This is a genomic window from Xenorhabdus sp. Sc-CR9 (assembly GCF_963897815.1).
Classification (GTDB): Bacteria; Pseudomonadota; Gammaproteobacteria; order Enterobacterales; family Enterobacteriaceae; genus Xenorhabdus.
Map to the genome: position 1 here is coordinate 133,103 of NZ_CAWQTY010000109.1, position 23,090 is coordinate 156,192.

A 23,090-nucleotide genomic window follows, 5' to 3' on the forward strand; every position below is an offset into this window, starting at 1 on the left:
AGTTTAAAATGCCTGCAAATATTTCTCTACGTATTTTATGGAAAAAATGATGCTTCCGATTGTTTTATCGTCAACTTCTGTATATCGACGCCAATTATTGGAAAAAATAGGATTACCTTTTACTTGTGCTTCCCCCGATATTGATGAAAGACCACGAGAGAATGAGAATCCAGAAAAATTAGTAACGCGGTTATCACATGCCAAAGCTACCGCATTGCATAGGGATTACTCCAATCACCTAATTATAGGTTCAGATCAAGTTTGTGTTTTAGATAGCAAAATTACCGGTAAACCACATAGTTTTGAGAATGCTTTCTCACAACTTAAAAAAGCGAGTGGAAAATGTGTCACTTTTTATACTGGAATTACATTATTCAATAGCAAAACTGGAAACATAGATACCCGTTGTGAGCTATTTGATGTCTACTTTAGAGATCTCTCTGAAACAGAAATCATCAGCTACTTAAACAAAGAAAAACCTTTTAATTGTGCGGGTAGTTTTAAAAGTGAAGGATTGGGAATTACGTTATTCAAAAAGCTTAATGGCAGAGACCCAAACACACTAGTAGGCTTACCATTAATTACTCTGACAGAAATGCTGATCCGCCAGGGGATAAACCCTCTGACGGTATGTTCTTAATGTTTATTTTGCCGGAGAATTTTTAAACAACTTTGTAACCTATCATCGATTGGAGCTTCGAAACGCAGAGTTTCTCCCGTCGATGGATGGGTGAACTTTAATGAACTGGCATGCAGGAACAATCGGTTAAGATTCGTTTCTGCAAGCTGTGCATCAAATGCCCGATCACCATAGCGATCATCAAAAGCAATAGGATGACCTGCATGTAAGGTGTGCACACGGATCTGATGGGTTCGCCCTGTAACTGGGCTTGCCCGTACCAACGTGGCAAACGCATATCGTTCTTCAACTTTAAAACGCGTTTCTGATGGTTTGCCATCACTGCTGACTTTTACCATCCTTTCCCCGCTTTGCTGGATATTTTTCAATAGGGGAGCTTCTACTACTTTACAATGCGATTGCCATTGTCCGCGCACTAACGCCAGATAGTCTTTTTGCATTTGCTTCAGGCGTAACTGTTCATGCAATGCCCGTAACGCAGAACGCTTTTTCGCAATTAACAGAATACCCGATGTATCACGGTCGAGACGATGAACCAATTCAAGAAAACGTGCTTCAGGACGTAATGCACGTAATCCTTCAATAACACCAAAACTCAGTCCGCTTCCACCGTGTACTGCCGTTCCTGATGGTTTATTAATGACCAGAATATGGTCATCTTCATATAAAATACATTCAGCCAGAGCTGCGACCTTATCCAATTTTGCAGATACAGGAGTTTCCTGTTTTTCTGACACTCTAACCGGTGGAATTCTGACTGTATCACCTGCCGCCAATTTATATTCGGGCTTGACTCTTCCCTTATTAACGCGAACTTCACCTTTGCGCAAGATCCGGTAGATCATGCTTTTAGGCACACCTTTTAAACGAGCCAACAAAAAATTATCAATTCGCTGACCAGCCTCATCGTCATCAATCGTGACAAATTGTACAATTTGATTATTTGTTTTCATGGACGAGATTCTAATTATCCAACAAACAGAGCGCTACACATTTTTAAATATGTCTAAATAATATCCATGCTTTCCTGCTTTATTATTATAAATGCCCTAGGATAAAGACCCAAGATTAACAAGTTATCACTATTTCCTGATAAAAAACCCCTAAAGCGATAAAGTCACCTTGCTATCACCCCAATAGCAATGGAATAATGCTTTCTGGCCACAGTTCACTAAACTATGAATGGCAAGATTGAAATTGTTTGTTATCTGTTTGATCAAACAAAAGTGCAGCAATGGCGTAAGACGCAATGTTTAATCAAACAATTTATGGGCTGCGAGTTGCAGCTTACTGGATTGGGTAAAATCTGTACAGATTTATTACAGAATTCTCCAATAAAGAGTGCTGTATTTAAATGAAATTCAGACTCGCCGACAAAATAGGCACCTCTATACAAACGATAGCCGTGAGGCTGACGGCTTTGTAAAAGACACGAGGTCATCGGTAACCAGTAGCTCACCTCTTTTTTACTCGTAGCTCTATACCAATGTAAAAAATAATGAGTAAGTTAGAATGAAAAGAATGCTAATCAACGCAACTCAACAGGAAGAGTTGCGTGTCGCCCTTGTTGATGGGCAACGTCTTTATGATTTGGATATTGAAAGCCCAGGACACGAGCAGAAAAAGGCAAATATATATAAAGGTAAAATTACACGGGTTGAACCTAGCCTGGAAGCTGCTTTTGTTGATTATGGTGCAGAACGGCATGGTTTCCTGCCCATTAAAGAAATTGCTCGCGAATACTTTCCAAGTAATTATCATCCTCATGGCCGCCCTAATATCAAGGATATCCTTAAAGAAGGCCAAGAAGTCATCGTTCAGGTTGATAAAGAAGAACGAGGCAATAAAGGTGCAGCTTTAACAACCTTTATTAGTCTGGCTGGCAGCTATCTGGTTCTGATGCCAAATAACCCAAGAGCAGGTGGTATTTCTCGTCGCATTGAAGGTGATGACCGCATCGAATTAAAAGAAGCGCTCTCCTCTCTTGAAGTCCCTGAAGGCATGGGACTTATCGTTCGTACAGCAGGTGTAGGCAAGTCAGCAGAAGCTTTGCAGGGGGATTTAAATTTCCGTCTGAGGCATTGGGAAGCAATCAAGAAAGCTGCAGACAGTCACCCAGCACCATTCCTGATTCATCAGGAAAGTAATGTTATTGTGCGCGCTTTCCGTGATTACCTGCGCCCTGACATTGGGGAAATCTTGATTGACAACCCGAAGATTCTTGATTTAGCACGCCAGCACATTACTGCGCTGGGACGTCCTGATTTTGCCAGTAAAATCAAATTGTACAGCGGCGAAGTCCCCCTATTCAGCCATTATCAAATAGAATCACAGATTGAATCAGCTTTCCAACGTGAAGTTAGATTACCTTCTGGTGGTTCAGTGGTTATTGATACCACTGAAGCCTTAACTGCGATCGATATCAACTCATCCCGTTCAACCCGTGGTGGTGATATTGAGGAAACAGCCTTTAATACAAATTTAGAAGCTGCTGATGAAATTGCGCGCCAATTGCGTCTGCGTGACCTTGGTGGTCTTATTGTCATCGATTTTATTGATATGACACCGGTACGCCATCAGCGCGAAGTTGAAAACCGCTTGCGTGATTCCGTGCGCCAAGATCGTGCCCGTATTCAAATCGGTCGTATCTCTCGTTTTGGTTTGCTGGAGATGTCACGTCAGCGTTTAAGTCCGTCTCTGGGTGAATCCAGTCATCATGTCTGCCCTCGTTGCAGTGGTACAGGGACTATCCGTGACAATGAATCACTTTCTTTATCAATTCTGCGCCTTATCGAAGAAGAAGCACTGAAAGAAAACACATATCAAGTTCATGCCATTGTGCCTGTACAGATTGCTTCTTATCTCCTGAACGAAAAACGTAAGGCCGTTAGTGCCATTGAACACCGCCAAGGCGGTGTGGGTGTTGTTATCGTTCCAAATGATCAAATGCAGACCCCTCATTTCTCTGTCTTACGCGTACGTAAAGGTGAAGAAATTTCTGCTTTGAGTTATCAGCTTCCACAATTACATGAAGCAGAAATGGCAAATGTTCAGGATGACAGCCAGCATGAGCGCAAACGTCCAGAACAACCGGCTATTTCCACTTTTGATCTCCCTGTTGAATCTTCTGTGTCAGCAAAAGAGAAAGAGAAAAAAGTAGTAGTCAATAATCAAAAACAAACTGTAAAACCTGGGATGTTCAGCCGTTTCTTCAGTGCCCTGAAAAAAATGTTCAGTAGCGAAGAAGAAAAACAAACACAAGAAAAGAACAAAAAATCGTCTGGCAATGATAATCGCCGTTCATCAGAACGTCGCAACCCACGTCGCCAAAATCAGCGCCGTGAACGCAGCGAAAATGAAGTTCGCAATAATCGTGAACGTGATGAACAACGTAAGGGACGTAACGCTCAGCAGAAAAGTAATGCTAATGTCCAAGACAATATTGCGATAGATAATGAAGCTCGTGAAGCGCAACAACAGCAACGTCGCGAACAAAGAGCCGAGCGTCAGCGTCGCCGTCAGGAAGAAAAGCGCCAGCAACAACTGGAAGTTAAAGCCCAGCAGACTGCGAATAAACCAGATCTTATCGAGGAAGAAGCTGAAGAGCGTCAACCTGTCATGCCTCGTCGTCAACGTCGCCAGCTTGGGCAAAAAGTTCGCATAACTGATGAAGTGAAAAAAGAAGCTAGTATTACAGCCTTGCCAGTGGTGTTGCCTGATACTGTGCCAACCAATGCAGAAGAAGAGAAAAAAATCTCCGTACCTGCCATTATTGACACAAATGTTGAAACAGCCAGCCAACAAGAAATGCCGCAGCATGCTGTTGCACAAAGTGTTGCTGTACAAAGTGCTGTTTCACAGAACATACAAAACACTGAGCAGCAAGATGGTACAATGCCACGCCGCTCTCGTCGTTCACCACGTCATTTACGTGTCAGTGGTCAGCGTCGTCGTCGTTATCGTGATGAGCGTAATCTCACTCAATCACCAGTACCGCTGACAATGGCAGTAGTCTCGCCGGAGTTGGCATCAGGAAAAGTCTGGGTTAGTTATCCTGTTACACCACCGACAACAATTGAACTTGAAATTCCGGCTGTTGTTGATACCGTTGCAGAGACAGCCTCAACACTGAAAAAAGATGTGTTTTTGATACCAACAACGACTGAATCTGCACCTACCTTATCGGTGAAAGAGATTGAAATTGCAGAACAACAAAATATTACCATCCATAACGATACTAAATCCGCTGATAATGCTATATCTGCTACCGATAACTCTTCCATTACGGCACCTACAGAGCGAGAAAATGTAGAAGTGGAATCTGCTATCAATCATGATGAAAAACATCAGTCAGAAGTTTTAAATGACAATTTGGGTGATAAAGTACTACATGAAGCAGTATCACATGATTCTGAAGAAACACGTCACGCGGCAGAACCTATCATTGTGGCACCTATCGTTGAACAGGAACATCATGAAGAACAACCAACTGCCGCAGCGGAAACATGCACTAAGGCAGAGGAAGTTAAAACGGAAGAGACAAAAGTTACTGAGTCTTCGATTGTTGTGGAAAAAAATCACCACGCTTATTCCCCAATGACAAAAGCACCAGCACCAGATATGGTAACAAAATCTGTCGTTATCAGTGAATGGCAGCGTCCTACTCCCCCATTCAAAGGAAAAGGTGGTGCAGGTGGACACTCTGCAACGAGTATCGCAACCTCAGCTATGTCTAAACCACAATTATTTGAATAATCAAATGCTGTAATTTCTTGCAAAATCCGAAGGCTCCTTCTCATTAGGAGCCTTTTTTATCCGGCATACCATAAAAACAAATCAATTTTATGCCTTGGTCGATCCTGAACTCAAACCTAATTGGAACTGATTTTTCCATATACACAATGGATTTCAAGTTGCATCGCGACGGCAAGAGAGCAAATCCCCGGGAGCATAGATAACTATGTGACCGGGGTGAGCGAGCACAGCCAACAAAGAGGCAGTTTGAAAGACGAAGTGTATAGATGAAAAGATAACCACGCACAATGGCGTGGTTTAACTTTGCCAATTCAAATCCTGGCAATCGAAAATTTATTTGACTCCGCCATCCATCGCTTTCAGTTTTTTAGATAATTCACGACGTTCTTTAGATAGCTCAGCATTTTTGATGATATATTCATCAACACGTTCTTCATAATCACTGCGCATATGAGCAATAATTCCTTGAATATCATCAACCGACATTCCCGGCTTAATGTAATCACTCAAGTTGTCGAGCAGTAATACACGTTTTTGGTTATCCCGGATCTTTTTCTCGTTGTCTACGATTTCACGCTGTAATTTGTTTTTACGACGAAATATACGCACAAACTCCAGTACATTGTGGAATGTTGGTTTATTTGTGTTGTCCATTTTTTACACCTTTTTAATCAGACTGATAATTTCTTATGCTAACTACACAATACAATTTCAAGCAATACATAGACAAGTTAGTTTTGACAATTTTTAGGATTTACAAACAGTGAGTGAGGTCATCCTTTCTTAGCAGGCAAAGAGTTATTTCCCTACTTTTATTGTAGCAATTCACTTATTCCGCACCACAATCACTCAAATCTGTTAATTCAGATTAACCAGAATATGGTTTACCATGTACAACAGATTCTAGTGTCACTAAGAATCATCGTTTTTGGGATGCACTTTAGAGATAAATTTAACTGGCTATGATGGAGAACTCATAATTTTGAACACCAGTAAAGAACAACAAAGTTTCTACTTTCATGATTATGAAACTTTTGGTAAGCACCCAGCTTTAGATCGCCCTGCCCAGTTTGCAGGAGTTCGCACCGATAGCGATTTCAATATCATTGAAGAACCTTTAGTGGTGTATTGCACTCCTGCTGACGATTACCTTCCAGAACCTGAAGCTGTTATGATCACGGGAATCACACCACAATTGGCCTTAAAAAAAGGGGTCAATGAAGCTGAATTTGCTCGCCAAATCCATAAAGCATTCAGTAAACCCAACACATGTATTCTTGGATATAATAATATTCGTTTCGATGACGAAGTAAGCCGTAACATTTTTTATCGTAATTTTTACGATCCTTACGCCTACAGTTGGCAAAAAGGTAATTCCCGCTGGGATTTGCTTGATGTATTACGTGCCTGCTATGCCTTACGCCCAGAAGGCATTATTTGGCCAGAAAATAATAATGGATTACCTAGCTTCAAACTAGAACATCTGACTAAGGCCAATGGTATTGAACACACCCATGCCCATGATGCTATGTCTGATGTTTATGCCACTATAGCAATGGCAAAATTGGTGAAAAAAGCCCAACCCCGCTTGTTTGATTACTTTTTCCAATTAAGAAATAAGCAGAAAATCAGTCATCAGATAGACATCCCACAAATGAAACCGCTGGTTCATGTATCTGGTATGTTTGGAACTCTGCGCAGTAATATCAGCCTTATTGCACCCTTGGCATGGCATTCGACAAACCGAAATGCTGTCATCATGTGTGATTTGGCAGGAGATATCTCTCCACTGCTGGAACTTACTGTGGATGAATTACGTGAACGCCTGTATACCCGACGAGATAAATTGCAGCCAGATCAAAGTCCGGTGCCGATTAAATTAGTACATATCAATAAATGTCCAATCATTGCACCAGAAAATACATTACGGCCAGAAGATGCAGAGAGAGTCGGATTGGATCTCAAACAATGTGAACATAATCTGGCTATTTTGCGCAATAATCCGCAAATCAGGGAAAAAATCGTTGAGTTATTTTCTAATTCCGAAGAGTTTCCAGAATCTGATAACGTTGATGCCAAACTGTATAGCGGCTTTTTCAGCGACGCCGATAAAACCGCCATGGAGATTATTCGAGAAACAGCACCCCAGAACTTGCCTGCCTTGGATTTAACATTTCAGGATGCACGCATTAAAGCTCTACTATTCCGCTATCGTGCCAGAAACTATCCTGCAACACTGAATTATGACGAACAACAACGTTGGTTGCGCCATCGTCAGGATATTTTAACTCAGGAGCGTATCAGTCAATATCTTGCGACTATTGAAAATCTTTTTGTTGAATATCAGTCCGATGAAGAAAAATGTCGTCAATTAAAAGCATTAATTGAATATGCAATTCAACTAGCCGGATAAACTTTACGTATAATATCCGCTATGTTAAAAAAGAAAGGACAAACACCCATGTTTTGTCTTTTCCTTTTTTATCTTGCCATGAAAACAGACTCATCATACTAATAGTCTGTATCTTGACAACCACATTTCCTGCCCCAGTTTTTCAGTTTGGAAGTTTTACCTATTCCCGGATTTAAGGTATTAGTAGGATCTGTCATTTGGTAAAATTGCTTAAGCTGTGGTTTAGCTTGATATAAATGACCAACGTTATGTTCTGCCGGATATTCCGCTCCTCGCTGGTTCAAAATTTCCAGCATTTTTGCTTTCAGTAAATGAATGTCTGTGCCTTTTTTGACAATATAGTCCTGATGGAATACATGACACATAAAATGCCCGTAATATAAACGGTGTACCAGTGTTTCATTAATTTCCGTAGGCAAGGATTCAAACCATTCACGGTCATTGCGTCGTAAAGCAATATCCAGTGCCAGAATATCTTCTACTTCATTACTATGAACAGCCTGATAACGAATCGCTGCCCCTGCTGCTGCAAAACGGTGCAAGAATGCTTTTGCCCCCTCTTCTGGCGTACAAACAAAATATTCTCCATCTGCTGGTTTAAAATAACTAGCCAGCCACTTACTCGCCTCATGTATGCCTTCACCGGACATTTTCAACATTAAGTGATGTTCGAAACGATTTCGATACTCTTTCATACGAGGAGGTAAATGGGAGGGTAATAGACGACTTAAACCTTGCATAACACAGTCTGTCAGATGCGATGGCAAAAATGGCACTTTGCTAAAAATGGCATCCATCCGCCCTTTCAGATTGAAAAACATCGGCATTTTATCCGTGCCCAGTTTATCAATCATAACAAAAGTATCTTTTCCATATATTTCAGCGATATCAAAAATATCCCGATGCATATATTCACCCGCAACAGGCAATTGCTGGAAAGTAGACAGAATGTGGCGACGTAAATTTGTCAGTACGTGGGGTTGGTTAGTGCCAATATAAAAAACCTGCGAAGAAAGTTCTGCCGGAAAAGTATCGAGGCGGACTGCAAAAACGACCAATTTTCCTGCACAGCCAGAGGCTTCAAACAACCTGCGTTCATCAGCATTAAACCGTGATGGAGTACCTGCATCAACATCCCGGATGCGCTGTGAATACTCATGATCAGAAGCAACTCTCTCTCCATGTTGAATATCTTCAGCACGATAACGCTGTTCTTCCAAACAGACCAGAATATCTTCGGGGGTTTCACCCAACAAGATCCCCAGATGGTTAATAAGTTCAGCTTCACCTTTTTCATTAACTCGGCCATATAGTGCCATTTCACTATAAGCCGGTCCCCGCTGAACTAAAGAACCACCGGAATTATTGCAGATCCCGCCAATAACAGATGCACCAATACAGGATGAACCAATGACTGAATGAGGTTCACGTCCCAGTGGCTTCAAGGTTTTTTCCAATTTCCATAATGTACTGCCGGGAAATGCAATAACCTGATTGGTTGATTGAAGAAATTGAATTTTATCCATTCGTAAGGTATTGATAATGACAATATCACGGTCATAGTCATTCCCATTCGGCGTAGAACCTTCCGTTAGTCCAGTATTGGCGGCCTGCATCAAAATAATTTTGCCGGCATCAACACAGGCCTTGAACACTTTCCACTGTTCCAGTAATGAACCCGGAAATACAACAGCAAGGGCATCTCCTTGCCCAGAACGAAAACCTTTGCGATGACATTCTGTTTTTTTGGGTTCGGTGAGAATATGAGAAGACCCAACGATATTCGTGAGAATAGCAATAAATTGCTGATTTTGAGGGTTTTTAGCATCATTCATAATAATTTTCTTACCTTATGAGAGCCAAGCAAACGTGCTCTTAATGAAATCAGGTATAGCAAAATGACTGTTTATTATATGATGCTTTTTAATGATTTTTGTATGATTTCTACACTTTTTTCACTTCAAGTAAAAACCTTTCCATCAAAGGGATATACATAAAAACAGCACCCGAAGGTGCTGTTTCGAAAAAAGTATCAGTGCATTTTTTATTTTCATATGGCGGCTTTATTAGCCACAACGTGAAATTTATCTTTTATTATGACTCACTGAACTGTGGCATTGGTTGACGGAAGCTACGAGTCAGGAAAAACATGTAAATAAGACCAATTCCTCCCCAAAATAGACCTAATTCCATGGATTCTGCTTCCAAATTAATCCACAATACACCTACTGTCGCCGCTCCAAGAAGTGGCAGGAGCAAGAAATTCAAAGTGTCTTTCAGTGTAGTGTTGCGACGTTCACGAATATAGAATTGCGAGATTACCGACAAGTTAACGAAAGTAAACGCAACTAACGCACCAAAATTGATCAATGCGGTTGCTGTCACCAGGTTCAACCAACCCGCCAAAAGAACAATAATCCCAACCAATATGACGTTGATTGCCGGAGTACGCCATTTTGGGTGAACATAAGCAAATACTTTCTCAGGTAGTACGCCATCGCGCCCCATCACATAAAGCAGACGGGATACCCCTGCATGTGCTGCCATACCGGAAGCCATTACCGTGACACTAGAAAATATGAGAATAACGTACTGGAATAACGCGCCAGCAACATACAACATAATTTCTGGCTGAGAAGCATCCGGGTTTTTAAACCGAGAAATATCTGGGAAATAGAGTTGTAAAAAATACGATACTGCAATGAAGATAACACCACCAATTAATGCAGTCAGAAAAATCGCTTTAGGGACAACCTTACCTGCATTTGGTGTTTCTTCAGCCAGAGAGCTAATGCCATCAAACCCAAGAAATGAGAAGCAAAGTATCGTAGCGCCAGTAATCATAGGAATTAATTGCGCTTCTTCCGAGGTAAATGGCTGAATACTCAGTAATGTTCCTGCACCTTCTCCATTATAGACGCCATGGATCATCAGTCCAACGAGTATCACCATCACAGCAATCTGAACAATCACAACGATGCTATTGATATTTGCAACAACATTGATGCCACACAAATTGATGACTGTCGTAATTACAGCCAACATGACCACAAAGATCCACGGATCAATACCAGGGAACAGGGCCTGTAGATAAATCTTTGCCAATAAAACATTGATCATCGGCATCAACATATAGTCCAGTAGAGACGACCAGCCGACCATAAATCCAAGGTGGGGATTCATTGATTTTTGTACGTAGGTATAGGCAGAACCCGCCGATGGAAATCGTTTTATCAGTTTTCCGTAGCTCAAAGCCGTAAATAAAATTGCGGTCAGCGCAATAGCATAAGAGGTCGCAACATGTCCACCGGTCAAACCAGAGACAATACCAAACGTATCAAAAATAGTCATTGGCTGCATGTAGGCAAGCCCCATCATGACTACTTGAAATAGAGTCAGTGTTCTTCTCAGTTGAACACGCTTGTCAGCAGTGGCTTGATTAATACCAAGTGTGGTTGTAGTAGTATTATGCGACATGAGCGAAATCTCCCGTAACTTCGATCTGAGTACTGATACAACTACTTAATCGATAGTTACTGGGCAGACTTCGCATCTGTCTATAGACAGAAAAGAAAGAAAACTTAGAGGATAGTGAATTGACAGAGGACCATGCCCCATAGTCATCATTGCAGCAACGAGCGCCAATTGGCACAAGTGCAAAAGAGAATAATTGCTCCATATTTGCATTCCTCAGTACAGCAACCCCGTCTCAATTATGGTTGCTTATGGTCAGTATCGATCCGGAACAAAATCCGGCCTCTTGGTGTTGTAAAAAATAACTCAACGCAAAAAAATAACTGGTGCATATTTACGCACCAGTTATTTTTAGTGCACGCATTTTGCCTTTCAAGTTTTGAAATAGCAAGTGCTATAACATCAAAAAATTTATTATTTTTTACGGCACTATAAAGCCTTATAAAATAGGCTTTCTTACTGAGTCAGTACTGAAACCTGACGCCCTCATATCCATTGATTGGCCTGTATAAATTTTTAGCAGAGAGGGAAACTATTTGCCATTTAATTATGATCACTTTGGTATCAAAAAAACCATCTCTTCATCATAAAATGGGTAGAGAGATGGTTTTATATGTATTTAAATGTTAAAGATAATCGTTAATATTAATAAGAAAGCAAAATATTAATTAAAAATCATAATTAAGGCCGATATTGTAACGGCGACCATCGAGAACTGCGTCATGAGACTCCTCAGTTACTCGTTTGTCAAAAATGTTATAAATACCACCTAATAGACGTAAATCTTTAGTCAAATTATAACTCATTCCTAGATCGACAAAAGTATAAGAAGGAGTTCCGTCCCTCATACTAGTGCGATACTGATAATTTTTTGTTTTACCACGGAAGTTGATACGAGTCCATGTATCCAATTCAGATAACGCCTGCCAGTTCAAAGTTGCATTTGCCATATGTGTTGGCATTTTATTCAATGGTTGACCTTTAAATTTACCACTTTTTTGTTCAGAATCGGTATAAGTATAGTTTGCTGCCAATGATAAGCTTTCAACAATATTCCAATTCATGGTGGTTTCGATACCTCGAATATTAGCTTTATCAACATTCATTCGCTTGCTGATAAAGTCATAAATTTTACCACCGAGTGAGCAATTTTTGTCACAATCTCTAAATTCTGTGATTTTATCTTTAAAATTAGTATTAAAAATAGTTACACCGATATTCAAGTTATCTTGATTATTCCAGATAATACTAATTTCTTCGTTAATACTTTTCTCTGGCTTAAGATCTGGACTTCCTAAAATCATACCACTACTGAACCGTCCACCTGTTGCTTGTCCCCAATTAGGAGACGCTTGTCTTATATCAGGAGAACGATAACCAGTAGAAACACCACCCTTAACAGTCCATTGTTCATCCGCATGCCAAACCCCATATAAACGAGGTGTCCAATGCATTCCAAAATTTTGATCTTTATCTAACCGAACTCCACTGGTCAGGGCAAAATCATTAGTCAGTTGCCATTCATCTTCCATAACCAATGCCCAACTCCAGCGAGTTAATTTATTCACATCTTTAGCTGAAGGTAGTTTATTGCCATTATCTCGTAAATCTTCATAACGATATTGACCACCGAAACTTACGGTATGGTCATCAAATACAAGCGTTGTATGATTATTAAATACCGTATCATTGTTTGTCATTTCACGTTCTGGGTTACGAGCTTCATCTCTTTGAATATATGAAGTCATCGTGCCAAAATCATAGACACCTTGATGCGTAATAGCATAATTATTACGTTTATAACGACTTATATCATCTTTACAAGATTTTGGCTGACAATCTCGACTCTTACCGATAGTTGAGTCACGATCTTGCTCATAGCGACCGGCTTCGAAAATAAAAGCATTTTTCTCATCTGGAGTTAAAGAAAGAGCCATCGCACCATTGCGCATTTCCTGTTTTCTAAATCCACCAAAGAATTTATCCTCATTACGATGCGAATATAGGCCATTTATCCTCAATCCCAATAATCCATCAATTATCGGCCCTGCCGCATAAATACTGTTCTGGTGGCTATTACCAGACTTTTTACTTTCAATCAGAGTAGCATCTGCACTCACGCTTACATGCCAGTTTTTCTGAGCCTTACGGGTAATGACATTAATCACGCCGCCCATAGCATCGGAGCCATATAGAGAAGACATTGGTCCCCTTACTACTTCAATACGCTCAATTGCAGCCAACGGCGGTAACCACCCTTGCTCAATTCCTGAACCATCACTATTCGGGCGAGTGTTACGCGTATCAATACGTCTGCCATCAACTAGAATCATGGTATATTTTGAAGACATACCACGAATACTGATATCACTGCTACTACCACCACCCGTAACGACCACGCCCGGCACATCTTTCAAGGCATCAGTGACATCACGGTAAGCTTTAGTTTCTAACTGTTCACGGCTGATAACCGAAATAGACGCAGGCGCGTCTTCAATCTTTTGCTGAAAGCCCGCGGCGGTAGTCACGATAATTTTATCTTCGCGATTATTGGCAGCGTTAGCAGACAAAACAGCACTGGCTGAAACAGCAGCAATAATACCTAATACAATTTTTTTCTTTGCAAAAACAACCATTCCCGATTCTCCAAAAAATAAAATAACTTAAATTAATATGGATAATCGACATATGCTCATAATGCAGGGATAATGATTTACCCCTGCTAATATTATTTTTATTAAATTACACTTTAATTTTATTATTCTAACTCGCTAATTCCGTCACTAAACCATCGATCAATAATTGCGGTATACCCTGAGAACAACGCTCAATTCGGCCTTTAATACCATAAACTTTAGCCAAACTGTCCGACGTAATCACCTGTTCTGGTGTACCTTCGGAGATTAACTCACCTTTTTTGAGCATTAATACATGATTGCCATGACGCAATGCAATATTAATATCGTGAACAACAACAATCGTAATAATATTACGACGGCGCGTTTCACGTGCAACCAAATCCATGACGTGGTACTGGTAATTTAAATCCAATGCACTTAATGGTTCATCTAATAATAATAAAGTTGGATGCCTGATTAATGATTGAGCCAACCCAACTAACTGTTTTTGTCCACCTGATAATTGATCCAGATAGCTGAGAGCCAAATGATCAATACCAAGCTGACGCAACAGCTCCATGACTTCTTGCTCACACTGTCTACTATTCACGTCGCCTGATGCTCGCTGAGCAACAATCACAGACTCCAGTACATGAAGATGAACACCTGCCGGTAATGACTGAGGCAAATAAACCACGTTCTGAGCGCGCTGGACAAAATTCATTTGCATCAAATCCAGTCCATCCAACAGGACTTCACCACTGGCTTTATTCAAACCCGCCAGCGAACGCAGAAGTGTGGATTTTCCGCAACCATTCGGCCCCAGCAATACGGTGATTTGACCACACGGCAATGCCTTTACATCCAAATTTTGAATCACAGGACACTTCGGATATCCCGTCGTTAAACGATTTATTTTTAATCCCTGACTCATATGTTCCCCCTATGGCGTAAAACTATGCTAAGGAAGAAAGGCACACCGACCAAGGATGTCACAATCCCCACCGGTATGATGACACCTGGAATTAAATTTTTGGAGGCAATGGAAGCCATTGATAAAACCAATGCGCCAATCAACGCACTCGCTGGCAAATAGAAACGGTGATCTTCACCAAAAATCATTCTGGCGATATGAGGAGCCATCAATCCAATAAAGGCAATTGGGCCAACAAATGCAACCGCTAATGCTGTCAGGATACTAATACGCAGCAATGTCCCCAAACGAAGACGACCGATATTAATTCCAAAACTAGTTGCACGATCTTCCCCCAGACGCAATGCGGTCAGTTTCCAGGAGTTGCTCATTGAGATAGGCATAATAATGGAAAAAACTGACATCATAATGCCCAGTTTTTCCCATGTCGCTCTGGAGAGGCTACCCATCGTCCAGAAAACCAGCCCCTGTAAGGTGTCTTCCGTGGCGATAAATTGCATCATAGAAACCAGAGCTTCGAAGGTAAACACCATCGCAATACCGAATAACACAACACCAGTGGTTGCCACTCTTGTCCAACGGGTGATGCCATCAAGCATCAAAGCGGTTAGAAATGCAAAAAGAAAAGCGTTTGCCGAAATAAACCATTGTTCTGGGATTCCTGGAATACCGATTCCCAGCACAATCGCCAATGCCGCACCAAAAGAAGCGGCATTAGATACACCCAAAGTAAATGGGCTGGCTAGCGGGTTATTCAGGATTGTCTGCATTTCAGCGCCGGCCAGCCCAAGTGACAGGCCGATCACTACCGCCATCAAGGCATAGGGCAATCGAATATCCCAAACAATCACCCTTGTTGCTACATTAACGCTTTCTGGTGAAACCAGTGTTTGCCAGAGGGTTTGTAGCGATAACCCTGATGGTCCCATTGTAAAATCCAGTACAACAGAGGTGCCAATCACCAAAACGATGAACAATATCCATGCAATACGTCGGCGCAGGATCTGACGATAATGTGCTTTTATATCACACTCATTCAATTGTTGTTTCGCCATTGGCATAGGCTCGGTAGTGACACTCATTCTTATTACCCGTTACTGCTTATTTCTCACTGACCCAATACGTACCTGCTGTTCCAACAGCCAAGAATTTATTGTGGAGCTCTTTCAATGTTTGTTGCGGATCTAAATCAGCAAATTTTTCAGGGTAGAACCATTTTGCGAAAACTTGCGTAACAACAACGTTGTAAGGCGAATTGTAGTAGTGATGCCAAATAGCGTGGCTGCGCCCTTCCTTCACAGCAGTTAAGTTATTGATACCTTTACGCTCAGTGATAGCTTTCAAACCAGTGCGGGAAATATCAGCTGAAGTTTTGGCTCCCATCTGAATCCCCATACCTTTATCACCCGGATCTTGTGCACCACTTGCAATGTAGATATAAGGATCGTCAGCAATGACTTTTTCCAGATTCATTGTTCCCAACGGAGAAGGAAGCACATCTTTGGCGATGTTTTTGCCTCCAGCCAAGTCAATAAAATTCCCCATGTTGCCGTTACCCGCAGTACCACAGCAATCTTCGATGGAGCCGGCTTTTAGCTCAATAAACACGGAAGGTTTCTGTGCATCTGGTATACGGTCAGTAATGTCAGTCACTACTTTCTGATTTTTTTCATAAAAATCAGCATAAGCATTAGCCTGCTCTTCGCGGTGCAGGACTTTACCCAGCATACGAATGCTAGGTAATGTGTTTTTCAAAGGGTCGTTGCGGAAATCGACAAAAACAACAGGAACACCAGCTTTTTCCAACTGCTTCACCAGCTCACTATTTTTTCCCGGGCCGTGCCCAGACAGGCCAAAAATAGCAATATCAGGATTTAATGTAAGCACTTTTTCAGAACTGACACTATCAGCACTCGTATTACCAATCAGGGGAATATCATCAATTTCAGGAAATTTAGCTTTATAGATAGAGTAAGTTTGTGGATCCAGTTTACGGAAGTCACCCTGCCAGCCGGCGATACGAGCCAGAGGTTTGTCCCCTTCTAATAATGCTATAGAGTGGAACAGACGACCTTCACCTAACAAAATACGATTGACTTTCTCAGGCACCTCAACAGTACGTCCAGCAACATCAGTGACTGTTTCAGCCCAGGAAGCAAAACTCACCATCAGGGCGGAGCCTGCCATTAGACCGATACTCATACTTTTCACGACTGCTCGAAATACAAACTTCACTTTAGTTAGCCTCTTAATGCAACAATTGTGGCGATAACAATAAAGCAAATAAGAATAATTATCAATGCGATTAGTTGAGTATATCCGAAATTTACGACCTATATTTTTTCTTTAATCTTTATAAAAAATAAAAACTGCCAATTCCATCACAAAACGGGCAGTTTCTTGTTATATAAAAGTAGTAATACGTTACTCAATAGGCATCATTTCATTGGGCATTTATTAACAAGTTATTCTTTATCAGTATATTTAAATGCTGGGAATTCCATCTCATGGTATCTCACAAAGTGGGTTTTCTTTTTCAGTTTGTAACCAAACCAGATAATTAGGAATAACGGAATACCAATATAAGTTGCGATAACGCCGTACCAGTCGATTGTATCTTGTAAAAAGGCCTGATAATTTTGCCCCAATGTGATCACCAAACACAAAATAAAGGCAAAAATAGGCCCGATTGGGAAGAAACCTGAACGATATGGAAGATTATTCAGATCCAAGCCTTGCGCAATATAACCCTTACGGAAGCGATAGTGGCTAATTGCAATCCCCAGCCATGCGATAAAACCAGTCATACCAGACGTGTTCAATAACCACAGATATACTGTTTGATTTCCAAACATGGAACTGAGGAAACACAATCCCGCTACCACAGTTGTCACATAAAGTGCATTGCGTGGAACGCCGCCTTTCGACAAGTGACCAAAAATTTTCGGAGCTTTACCTTCCCTTGCCAAGGTGAATAGCATACGAGTAGAAGCATACATTCCCGAATTTCCGGCTGATAGCACAGCGGTCAATATCACTGCATTCATTATCGCAGCCGCGGATAACAGCCCTGCATTTTCAAATACCAGAGTAAATGGGCTAACACTGATATCCTTCACATCATTACGCAACAAGCTAGGATCAGTATACGGAATAATCAGGCTGATAATCAAAATTGCAAACACATAGAACAACAGAATCCGCCAAAACACCTTACGCACGGCGCGAGGGATATTTTTTGCCGGATCTTTAGATTCCCCAGCAGTAATACCGATCAGTTCTGTTCCCTGAAAAGAGAAACCAACAATCATTGCCACCCCAATCATTGCAGCGAAGCCTCCGGCAAATGGCGCATCACCAATTTCCCAGTTATGCCAGCCTGCGCCTTCAGCACCTTTCATAATACCGGCTATCATTAGAATACCGATAATAATGAAGACGATTACCGTAGAAACCTTGATCAAGGAAAACCAATATTCTGCTTCGCCAAAGCCTTTAACTGAGATAAAATTCAGCAAAAAGATCAGACCAAGAAACAATGCACTCCATACCCAACCTGGAACATCATTAAACCAATACCCCATGACTAACTGTGCAGCCACGAGATCAACGGCAATGGTCACAGCCCAGTTATACCAGTAGTTCCATCCCAATGCGAAACCGAAGCCATCATCAACATATTTAGAACCATAGGTTGAAAATGATCCCGAAACCGGCATGTACGCCGCCAATTCGCCTAAACTGGTCATCAAGAAATACACCATTAAGCCAATTAGTGCATAGGAAAGTAAGGCTCCACCGGGACCCGCTTGGGAAATCGTTGCACCAGAAGCAACAAATAACCCCGTACCAATCGATCCACCAATAGCAATCATTGCCATATGCCGTGCTTTTAATTCCCGGCGTAGAGTTTTAGGAGCCTGATCCCGTGACGTACATTGTTCTTGAGACATTCTATTCCTATATTATGAAAATAACCTTAATACGGAATTGTAACAAATCCTCGTCCCTAGAATAGCGGCGAATTCGTGGTTATAAGATACCTTCATAATCTACGGCCAATTATTAGCTATACGATTAGCTCTTTAATACTAGATACTTAGATACTAGTTACAATAACTTAGTAATTTTTTTAATGCATTGGACATATGTTTCTGACGATGATAAATCAGGTACAAAGTTCGGTTGAGATGCAATCCGGGGAGCACCAGTTCAGTTAATGTCCCATTATTCAACTGTTCTTGGACAACCCGCCGTGAAAGGCAACTGATTCCCATTCCATATTGAACAGCATGTTTGATAGCCTCCGAATTGCCTAATTCCATAGCAATATTGAATCGTGGCATTTGCGAAAACAGTAGATGATCCAGTACCTCCCTTGTTCCTGAACCTTTTTCTCTTAATATCCAAGGTCCATTAATCAAATCTTCTATAGTAAGCTTGCGCTGCAATAGTGTGCTTTCTGGAGAGGAAAAAACAATCAATTCATCTTTCATCCATGGTTGCGTGATCAATTCAGGGTTATGACACAAGCCTTCAATCAACCCCAAATCGACGCGAAATTCCACAACTGCCTTTATTACATCTTCAGTGTTACTGATATTTAATTCTAAGGGTGTGTCAGGATAATCCTGACGATATTTAGATAACATTCCAGGCAACATATAATTGCCAATCGTACTGCTGGCTGCCAATCGCAATGCCCCCAACTCAAGTTTGAAAAGTTGCTCGACTTCACCAGCCTGCTCAAGCAATGCCAATGCCTTGGGATAAAGCAAACGCCCATGTTCGTTGGTCACGAGTCGTTTTCCGACCCTATCGAACAGCTGTACACCTAATTGCCCTTCAAGGTCTGTCAGAGAAGCACTTACTGCGGACTGTGATAACGCCAGCTGTAGGGAAGCCTGTGTCGTTGAACCACTTTTCAGAACTTCTGCAAAAATCTCCAGTTGTCTCAGAGTGATACGCATATGGCCTCACGGGAAGCAAAATAAAAGAGAAAGGTAGTCTTGATTTTAGACAGTATTATGCAACTTAACAAAAGTCACACTTTTTTGATTTGTTTTTCTGGTTATATATATTTATTTTATCAATTTTATTGATTTTAAAATCTTCTATATGCTTATTCCTAAAATGTATAAGTGTAGAGTCGCCGTAATGTCTGAAAATCAACTGGAAGAATTGACAAAAACCACCACAAATAGCGCCTTAAAATTAGTGCCTGGTTTTATTTTAGTCGTTCTCCTGACAACACTAGCTATTTATATCAGCAGTATTCAGTGGTTTATTGATATGGGATTGGGTGTTCTGACATTGGCCATTTTATTAGGGATCATTGTAGGTAACACGCTGTATCCTTTTTTAAAAACCATTTGTGATAAGGGTATCCATTTTTCCAAACACTACTTACTGAGAGCTGGTATCATTTTTTATGGTTTTCGGCTAACATTTCAGCAAATTACAGATATTGGCGCTACTGGGATGTTGATTGATGCCATTATGCTTTCTTCAACTTTTTTTATTACATTATGGGTAGGGCGCACTTTTTTTAAGCTAGATAGCCAAACTGTCATCTTAATCGGAGCAGGAAGCAGCATTTGTGGAGCGGCTGCGGTTATGGCAACAGAACCCGTGGTTAAAGCACCAGCCAATAAAGTTGCTATTGCTATTTCCACGGTGGTGATTTTTGGCACGATCTCAATCTTTATCTATCCTTGGTTTTATCAACTCAATACCCATTACCAATGGCTAAATTTCTCCCAAGAAACATTTGGTATTTTCTCTGGTTCAACCGTTCATGAAGTTGCTCAAGTCGTCGCCATTGGACATACATTAGGCAGTGATGCAGAAAATGCAGCCGTTATCAGCAAGATGCTCCGTGTTATGATGCTGGCACCATTTTTGCTCTTGCTTTCAGGTTATATTAACCGCATGGAAGCAAAAAATAGCAGTAACAACCAAGCAAAATCTCAGATAACTATTCCCTGGTTTGCCGTATTTTTCATTATCACGGCAGGCTTCAATTCCTTTCATCTATTACCGGAATCCTTTGTTCACTTTATCATTACCACTGATACTGTCATGTTAGCAATGGCAATGGTTGCTTTAGGTTTAAACACCCACGTTAGCGCCATTCGCCAAGCTGGTGTTAAACCGATACTATTGGCACTTATTGTGTTTATCTGGTTGATGGCAGGAGGATTAATCGTCAATCAAGTTATTCAACATTTATTAGGCTAGAAAATTTAACACTGAATTGAATTGACTGTTTTTAGCTGAATTTTATTGGCGAGGCGAACAATGCCATAATAATAAAAAACAGGAGAAAAAATATGAAACTTGTAGGAGCACATGTAAGCGCTTCAGGTGGTGTAGATCAGGCAGTGATCCGCGCCCATGAATTAAATGCAACGGCATTTGCCCTGTTCACAAAAAATCAACGACAGTGGCATGCCCCACCATTATCGACAGAAGTCATCGATAAATTCAAGGCGAATTGTGAGCGTTACGGCTATGGCAGTCGACAAATTCTTCCCCATGACAGCTATCTGATTAATCTTGGTCACCCTGAAACAGAAGCCCTGGAAAAATCTCGCGCTGCGTTTATTGATGAAATGCAGCGTTGTGAGCAGTTAGGCATTGATTTACTGAATTTTCATCCCGGAAGTCATCTCAATAAAATCGATATTGATAAGTGCCTAGCCCGTATCGCAGAATCCATTAATATGACTTTGGATAAGACACAGAATGTCATCGCAGTCATCGAAAATACGGCTGGACAAGGAACTAACCTAGGTTTTAAATTTGAACAGCTGGCTGCGATTATTGACGGTGTTGAAGACAAAACTCGCGTTGGTGTCTGTATTGATACCTGTCACGCTTTCGCAGCAGGTTACGACTTACGGACTGTAAAAGACTGCGACGAAACCTTCAAAGTTTTCGATGAAATTGTTGGATTCAATTACTTGAAAGCTATGCACCTAAACGATGCCAAAAGCGAATTCTCAAGTCGAGTTGACCGACACCATAGCCTTGGTGAAGGTAATATCGGTAAAACACCTTTCAGTTATATTATGAAAGATGATCGCTTCAATGGTATTCCTTTGGTTCTTGAAACGATCAATCCAGATATTTGGGATCAAGAAATTGCTTGGCTGAAATCTCAGCAAAATTAATCATCTAACCGCAGTCAGTTCGATCCTTGACATCATTGAAGCAAGTTCAGTACGGCTTCTAATCCCAACATTCGGCTGGCTAACCGTAAGTGCGGAAACTGCGGTTGCCAGACGTAATGTATGTTCGCTGGATTCACGCATCAGCAAACCATAAACCAATCCACCGACCATGGAATCCCCTGCACCAACTGTACTGATAACCTCACAATGTGGCGGTTTTGCCAACCATGTACCAGAGGCATTAACCCACAATGCACCCTGTTCCGCTAATGAAATAACAACATGGGCAATCCCCCTATTGCGCAATTCATGAGCTACATCAATAATGCTGTCTAAATCCGGTAGTGGCTTACCCGCCCAAATTTCCAATTCATGACGGTTAGGTTTTACCAGCCACGGTGATGCCCTGAGGCCAGCAACAAGTGCTTCTCGGCTGCTATCAAAAATAATACAAGGACAATGGTGGCGTAATTGAATCATCCAATCCGCAAATAATTCTGGCGAGATCCCCTCTGGCAAACTGCCACTGACCACAACCATATCAAATTGATTCATCCACATAAGAGAATCACTGACAAATTTGTTCCACTCATCCTCTGTCACGTAAAAACCGGAAAAATTAAAATCCGTCACTTCACCGTACTTTTCCGTCAGTTTCACATTAATACGCGTTCGTCCTGAGACCAAATGGAAACGATTCATCATGTTATTTTCGCTGAAAAATTGCTGAAACCCTTCCTGATTATCCTGCCCCAGAAAACCACTGACGGTGACATCGATACCCAAGTCACACAAAACCTTCGCAACATTATTCCCTTTACCAGCAGCATGCAGCCCTGCTGTCTGTACACGGTTAACGGTTCCCTTGACAATATCTGGACATAAGCCAACTAAATCATAAGCTGGATTTAAAGTAATTGTGGCAACTCGACGGCTCATCTTGCCCAGTTTCTCCTGAATAAACAGTCATAAGTAAAATATAAGATTTCTCCGTTATTTATAACATCAAAATTGAATCGTTTCAGTTAAAATTACTACTAGATTGATCATTGTATTATCACTATCTGAAAGTAAAAAATAT

At 41.1% G+C, this 23,090-nt stretch carries 16 protein-coding genes; 5 read left to right on the top strand and 11 right to left on the bottom strand.

Annotation, left to right across the window (positions count from 1 at the left end; translation table 11 throughout):
• Positions 1-49 precede the first annotated feature (49 nt).
• Positions 50-640: a Maf family protein gene (locus AACQ81_RS05615; RefSeq protein WP_237385184.1), complete on the top strand. Its 591-nt coding sequence runs from the start codon at positions 50-52 to the stop codon at positions 638-640.
• Here the strand turns inward: AACQ81_RS05615 and rluC are convergent.
• Positions 637-1,593: a 23S rRNA pseudouridine(955/2504/2580) synthase RluC gene (gene rluC, locus AACQ81_RS05620; protein WP_237385185.1), complete on the bottom strand. Its 957-nt coding sequence runs from the start codon at positions 1,591-1,593 to the stop codon at positions 637-639. The genes AACQ81_RS05615 and rluC overlap by 4 nt on opposite strands.
• A gap of 559 nt (positions 1,594-2,152) precedes the next feature.
• Here rluC and rne point away from each other — a divergent pair.
• Positions 2,153-5,395, top strand: coding sequence for a ribonuclease E (rne, locus tag AACQ81_RS05625; protein WP_237385186.1), 3,243 nt, complete (start codon positions 2,153-2,155; stop codon positions 5,393-5,395).
• A 333-nt stretch (positions 5,396-5,728) separates the two neighbouring features.
• Here the strand turns inward: rne and tmaR are convergent, their stop codons facing one another.
• Positions 5,729-6,049 (bottom strand): PTS system regulator TmaR, encoded by a 321-nt coding sequence (gene tmaR / locus AACQ81_RS05630; RefSeq protein ID WP_237385187.1) that lies wholly within the window; start codon positions 6,047-6,049, stop codon positions 5,729-5,731.
• A gap of 328 nt (positions 6,050-6,377) precedes the next feature.
• On the opposite strand from tmaR, the gene sbcB reads away from it, so the two are divergent.
• Positions 6,378-7,808 (top strand): exodeoxyribonuclease I, encoded by a 1,431-nt coding sequence (sbcB, locus tag AACQ81_RS05635; RefSeq protein ID WP_237385188.1) that lies wholly within the window; start codon positions 6,378-6,380, stop codon positions 7,806-7,808.
• A gap of 98 nt (positions 7,809-7,906) precedes the next feature.
• Here sbcB and dld read toward each other — a convergent pair whose 3' ends face one another.
• The 8 genes from dld to yieE form a co-directional block, all read right to left on the bottom strand.
• Positions 7,907-9,643, bottom strand: coding sequence for a D-lactate dehydrogenase (dld, locus tag AACQ81_RS05640; protein WP_237385189.1), 1,737 nt, complete (start codon positions 9,641-9,643; stop codon positions 7,907-7,909).
• Positions 9,644-9,902: 259 nt separating this feature from the next.
• Complete coding sequence (locus AACQ81_RS05645) at positions 9,903-11,285, bottom strand: APC family permease (RefSeq protein ID WP_237385190.1); 1,383 nt, start codon at positions 11,283-11,285, stop codon at positions 9,903-9,905.
• A gap of 665 nt (positions 11,286-11,950) precedes the next feature.
• A complete protein-coding gene (locus tag AACQ81_RS05650; RefSeq protein ID WP_237385191.1) occupies positions 11,951-13,918 on the bottom strand; it encodes a ligand-gated channel protein in 1,968 nt (655 codons plus the stop codon).
• 127 nt (positions 13,919-14,045) lie between these two features.
• Positions 14,046-14,834, bottom strand: a complete 789-nt coding sequence (locus tag AACQ81_RS05655; RefSeq protein WP_237385192.1) for an ABC transporter ATP-binding protein — start codon at positions 14,832-14,834, stop codon at positions 14,046-14,048.
• Positions 14,831-15,916 (bottom strand): FecCD family ABC transporter permease, encoded by a 1,086-nt coding sequence (locus tag AACQ81_RS05660; RefSeq protein WP_237385193.1) that lies wholly within the window; start codon positions 15,914-15,916, stop codon positions 14,831-14,833. The genes AACQ81_RS05655 and AACQ81_RS05660 overlap by 4 nt, the downstream gene beginning before the upstream one ends.
• Positions 15,917-15,935: 19 nt before the next feature.
• Positions 15,936-17,036 (bottom strand): ABC transporter substrate-binding protein, encoded by a 1,101-nt coding sequence (locus AACQ81_RS05665; RefSeq protein ID WP_237385194.1) that lies wholly within the window; start codon positions 17,034-17,036, stop codon positions 15,936-15,938.
• A gap of 263 nt (positions 17,037-17,299) precedes the next feature.
• On the bottom strand, positions 17,300-18,787 hold the full coding sequence (locus tag AACQ81_RS05670) for an amino acid permease (protein WP_237385195.1): 1,488 nt from the start codon (positions 18,785-18,787) through the stop codon (positions 17,300-17,302).
• Between the two features lie 153 nt (positions 18,788-18,940).
• Positions 18,941-19,804, bottom strand: a complete 864-nt coding sequence (gene yieE, locus AACQ81_RS05675; RefSeq protein WP_237385196.1) for a DNA-binding transcriptional regulator YeiE — start codon at positions 19,802-19,804, stop codon at positions 18,941-18,943.
• Between the two features lie 187 nt (positions 19,805-19,991).
• Here yieE and AACQ81_RS05680 point away from each other — a divergent pair, with 187 nt between their 5' ends.
• Positions 19,992-21,074, top strand: coding sequence for a YeiH family protein (locus AACQ81_RS05680; protein ID WP_237385197.1), 1,083 nt, complete (start codon positions 19,992-19,994; stop codon positions 21,072-21,074).
• A 92-nt stretch (positions 21,075-21,166) separates the two neighbouring features.
• Positions 21,167-22,009 carry a deoxyribonuclease IV gene (nfo, locus tag AACQ81_RS05685; protein ID WP_237385198.1) on the top strand — a complete coding sequence of 281 codons (843 nt, stop codon included), beginning with the start codon at positions 21,167-21,169 and terminating at the stop codon, positions 22,007-22,009.
• Here nfo and fruK read toward each other — a convergent pair whose 3' ends face one another.
• Entirely contained in the window at positions 22,010-22,948 is a 939-nt protein-coding gene (gene fruK / locus AACQ81_RS05690; protein WP_237385199.1) for a 1-phosphofructokinase, read from the bottom strand.
• Positions 22,949-23,090 lie beyond the last annotated feature (142 nt).

Coding starts and splice junctions, on each gene's coding strand:
- AACQ81_RS05615 (WP_237385184.1), top strand. CDS start 50: ATGCTTCCGATTGTTTTATCGTCAACTTCTGTATATCGACGCCAATTA.
- rluC (WP_237385185.1), bottom strand. CDS start 1,593: ATGAAAACAAATAATCAAATTGTACAATTTGTCACGATTGATGACGAT.
- rne (WP_237385186.1), top strand. CDS start 2,153: ATGAAAAGAATGCTAATCAACGCAACTCAACAGGAAGAGTTGCGTGTC.
- tmaR (WP_237385187.1), bottom strand. CDS start 6,049: ATGGACAACACAAATAAACCAACATTCCACAATGTACTGGAGTTTGTG.
- dld (WP_237385189.1), bottom strand. CDS start 9,643: ATGAATGATGCTAAAAACCCTCAAAATCAGCAATTTATTGCTATTCTC.
- AACQ81_RS05645 (WP_237385190.1), bottom strand. CDS start 11,285: ATGTCGCATAATACTACTACAACCACACTTGGTATTAATCAAGCCACT.
- AACQ81_RS05650 (WP_237385191.1), bottom strand. CDS start 13,918: ATGGTTGTTTTTGCAAAGAAAAAAATTGTATTAGGTATTATTGCTGCT.
- AACQ81_RS05655 (WP_237385192.1), bottom strand. CDS start 14,834: ATGAGTCAGGGATTAAAAATAAATCGTTTAACGACGGGATATCCGAAG.
- AACQ81_RS05660 (WP_237385193.1), bottom strand. CDS start 15,916: ATGAGTGTCACTACCGAGCCTATGCCAATGGCGAAACAACAATTGAAT.
- AACQ81_RS05665 (WP_237385194.1), bottom strand. CDS start 17,036: ATGAGTATCGGTCTAATGGCAGGCTCCGCCCTGATGGTGAGTTTTGCT.
- AACQ81_RS05670 (WP_237385195.1), bottom strand. CDS start 18,787: ATGTCTCAAGAACAATGTACGTCACGGGATCAGGCTCCTAAAACTCTA.
- yieE (WP_237385196.1), bottom strand. CDS start 19,804: ATGCGTATCACTCTGAGACAACTGGAGATTTTTGCAGAAGTTCTGAAA.
- AACQ81_RS05680 (WP_237385197.1), top strand. CDS start 19,992: ATGTCTGAAAATCAACTGGAAGAATTGACAAAAACCACCACAAATAGC.
- nfo (WP_237385198.1), top strand. CDS start 21,167: ATGAAACTTGTAGGAGCACATGTAAGCGCTTCAGGTGGTGTAGATCAG.
- fruK (WP_237385199.1), bottom strand. CDS start 22,948: ATGAGCCGTCGAGTTGCCACAATTACTTTAAATCCAGCTTATGATTTA.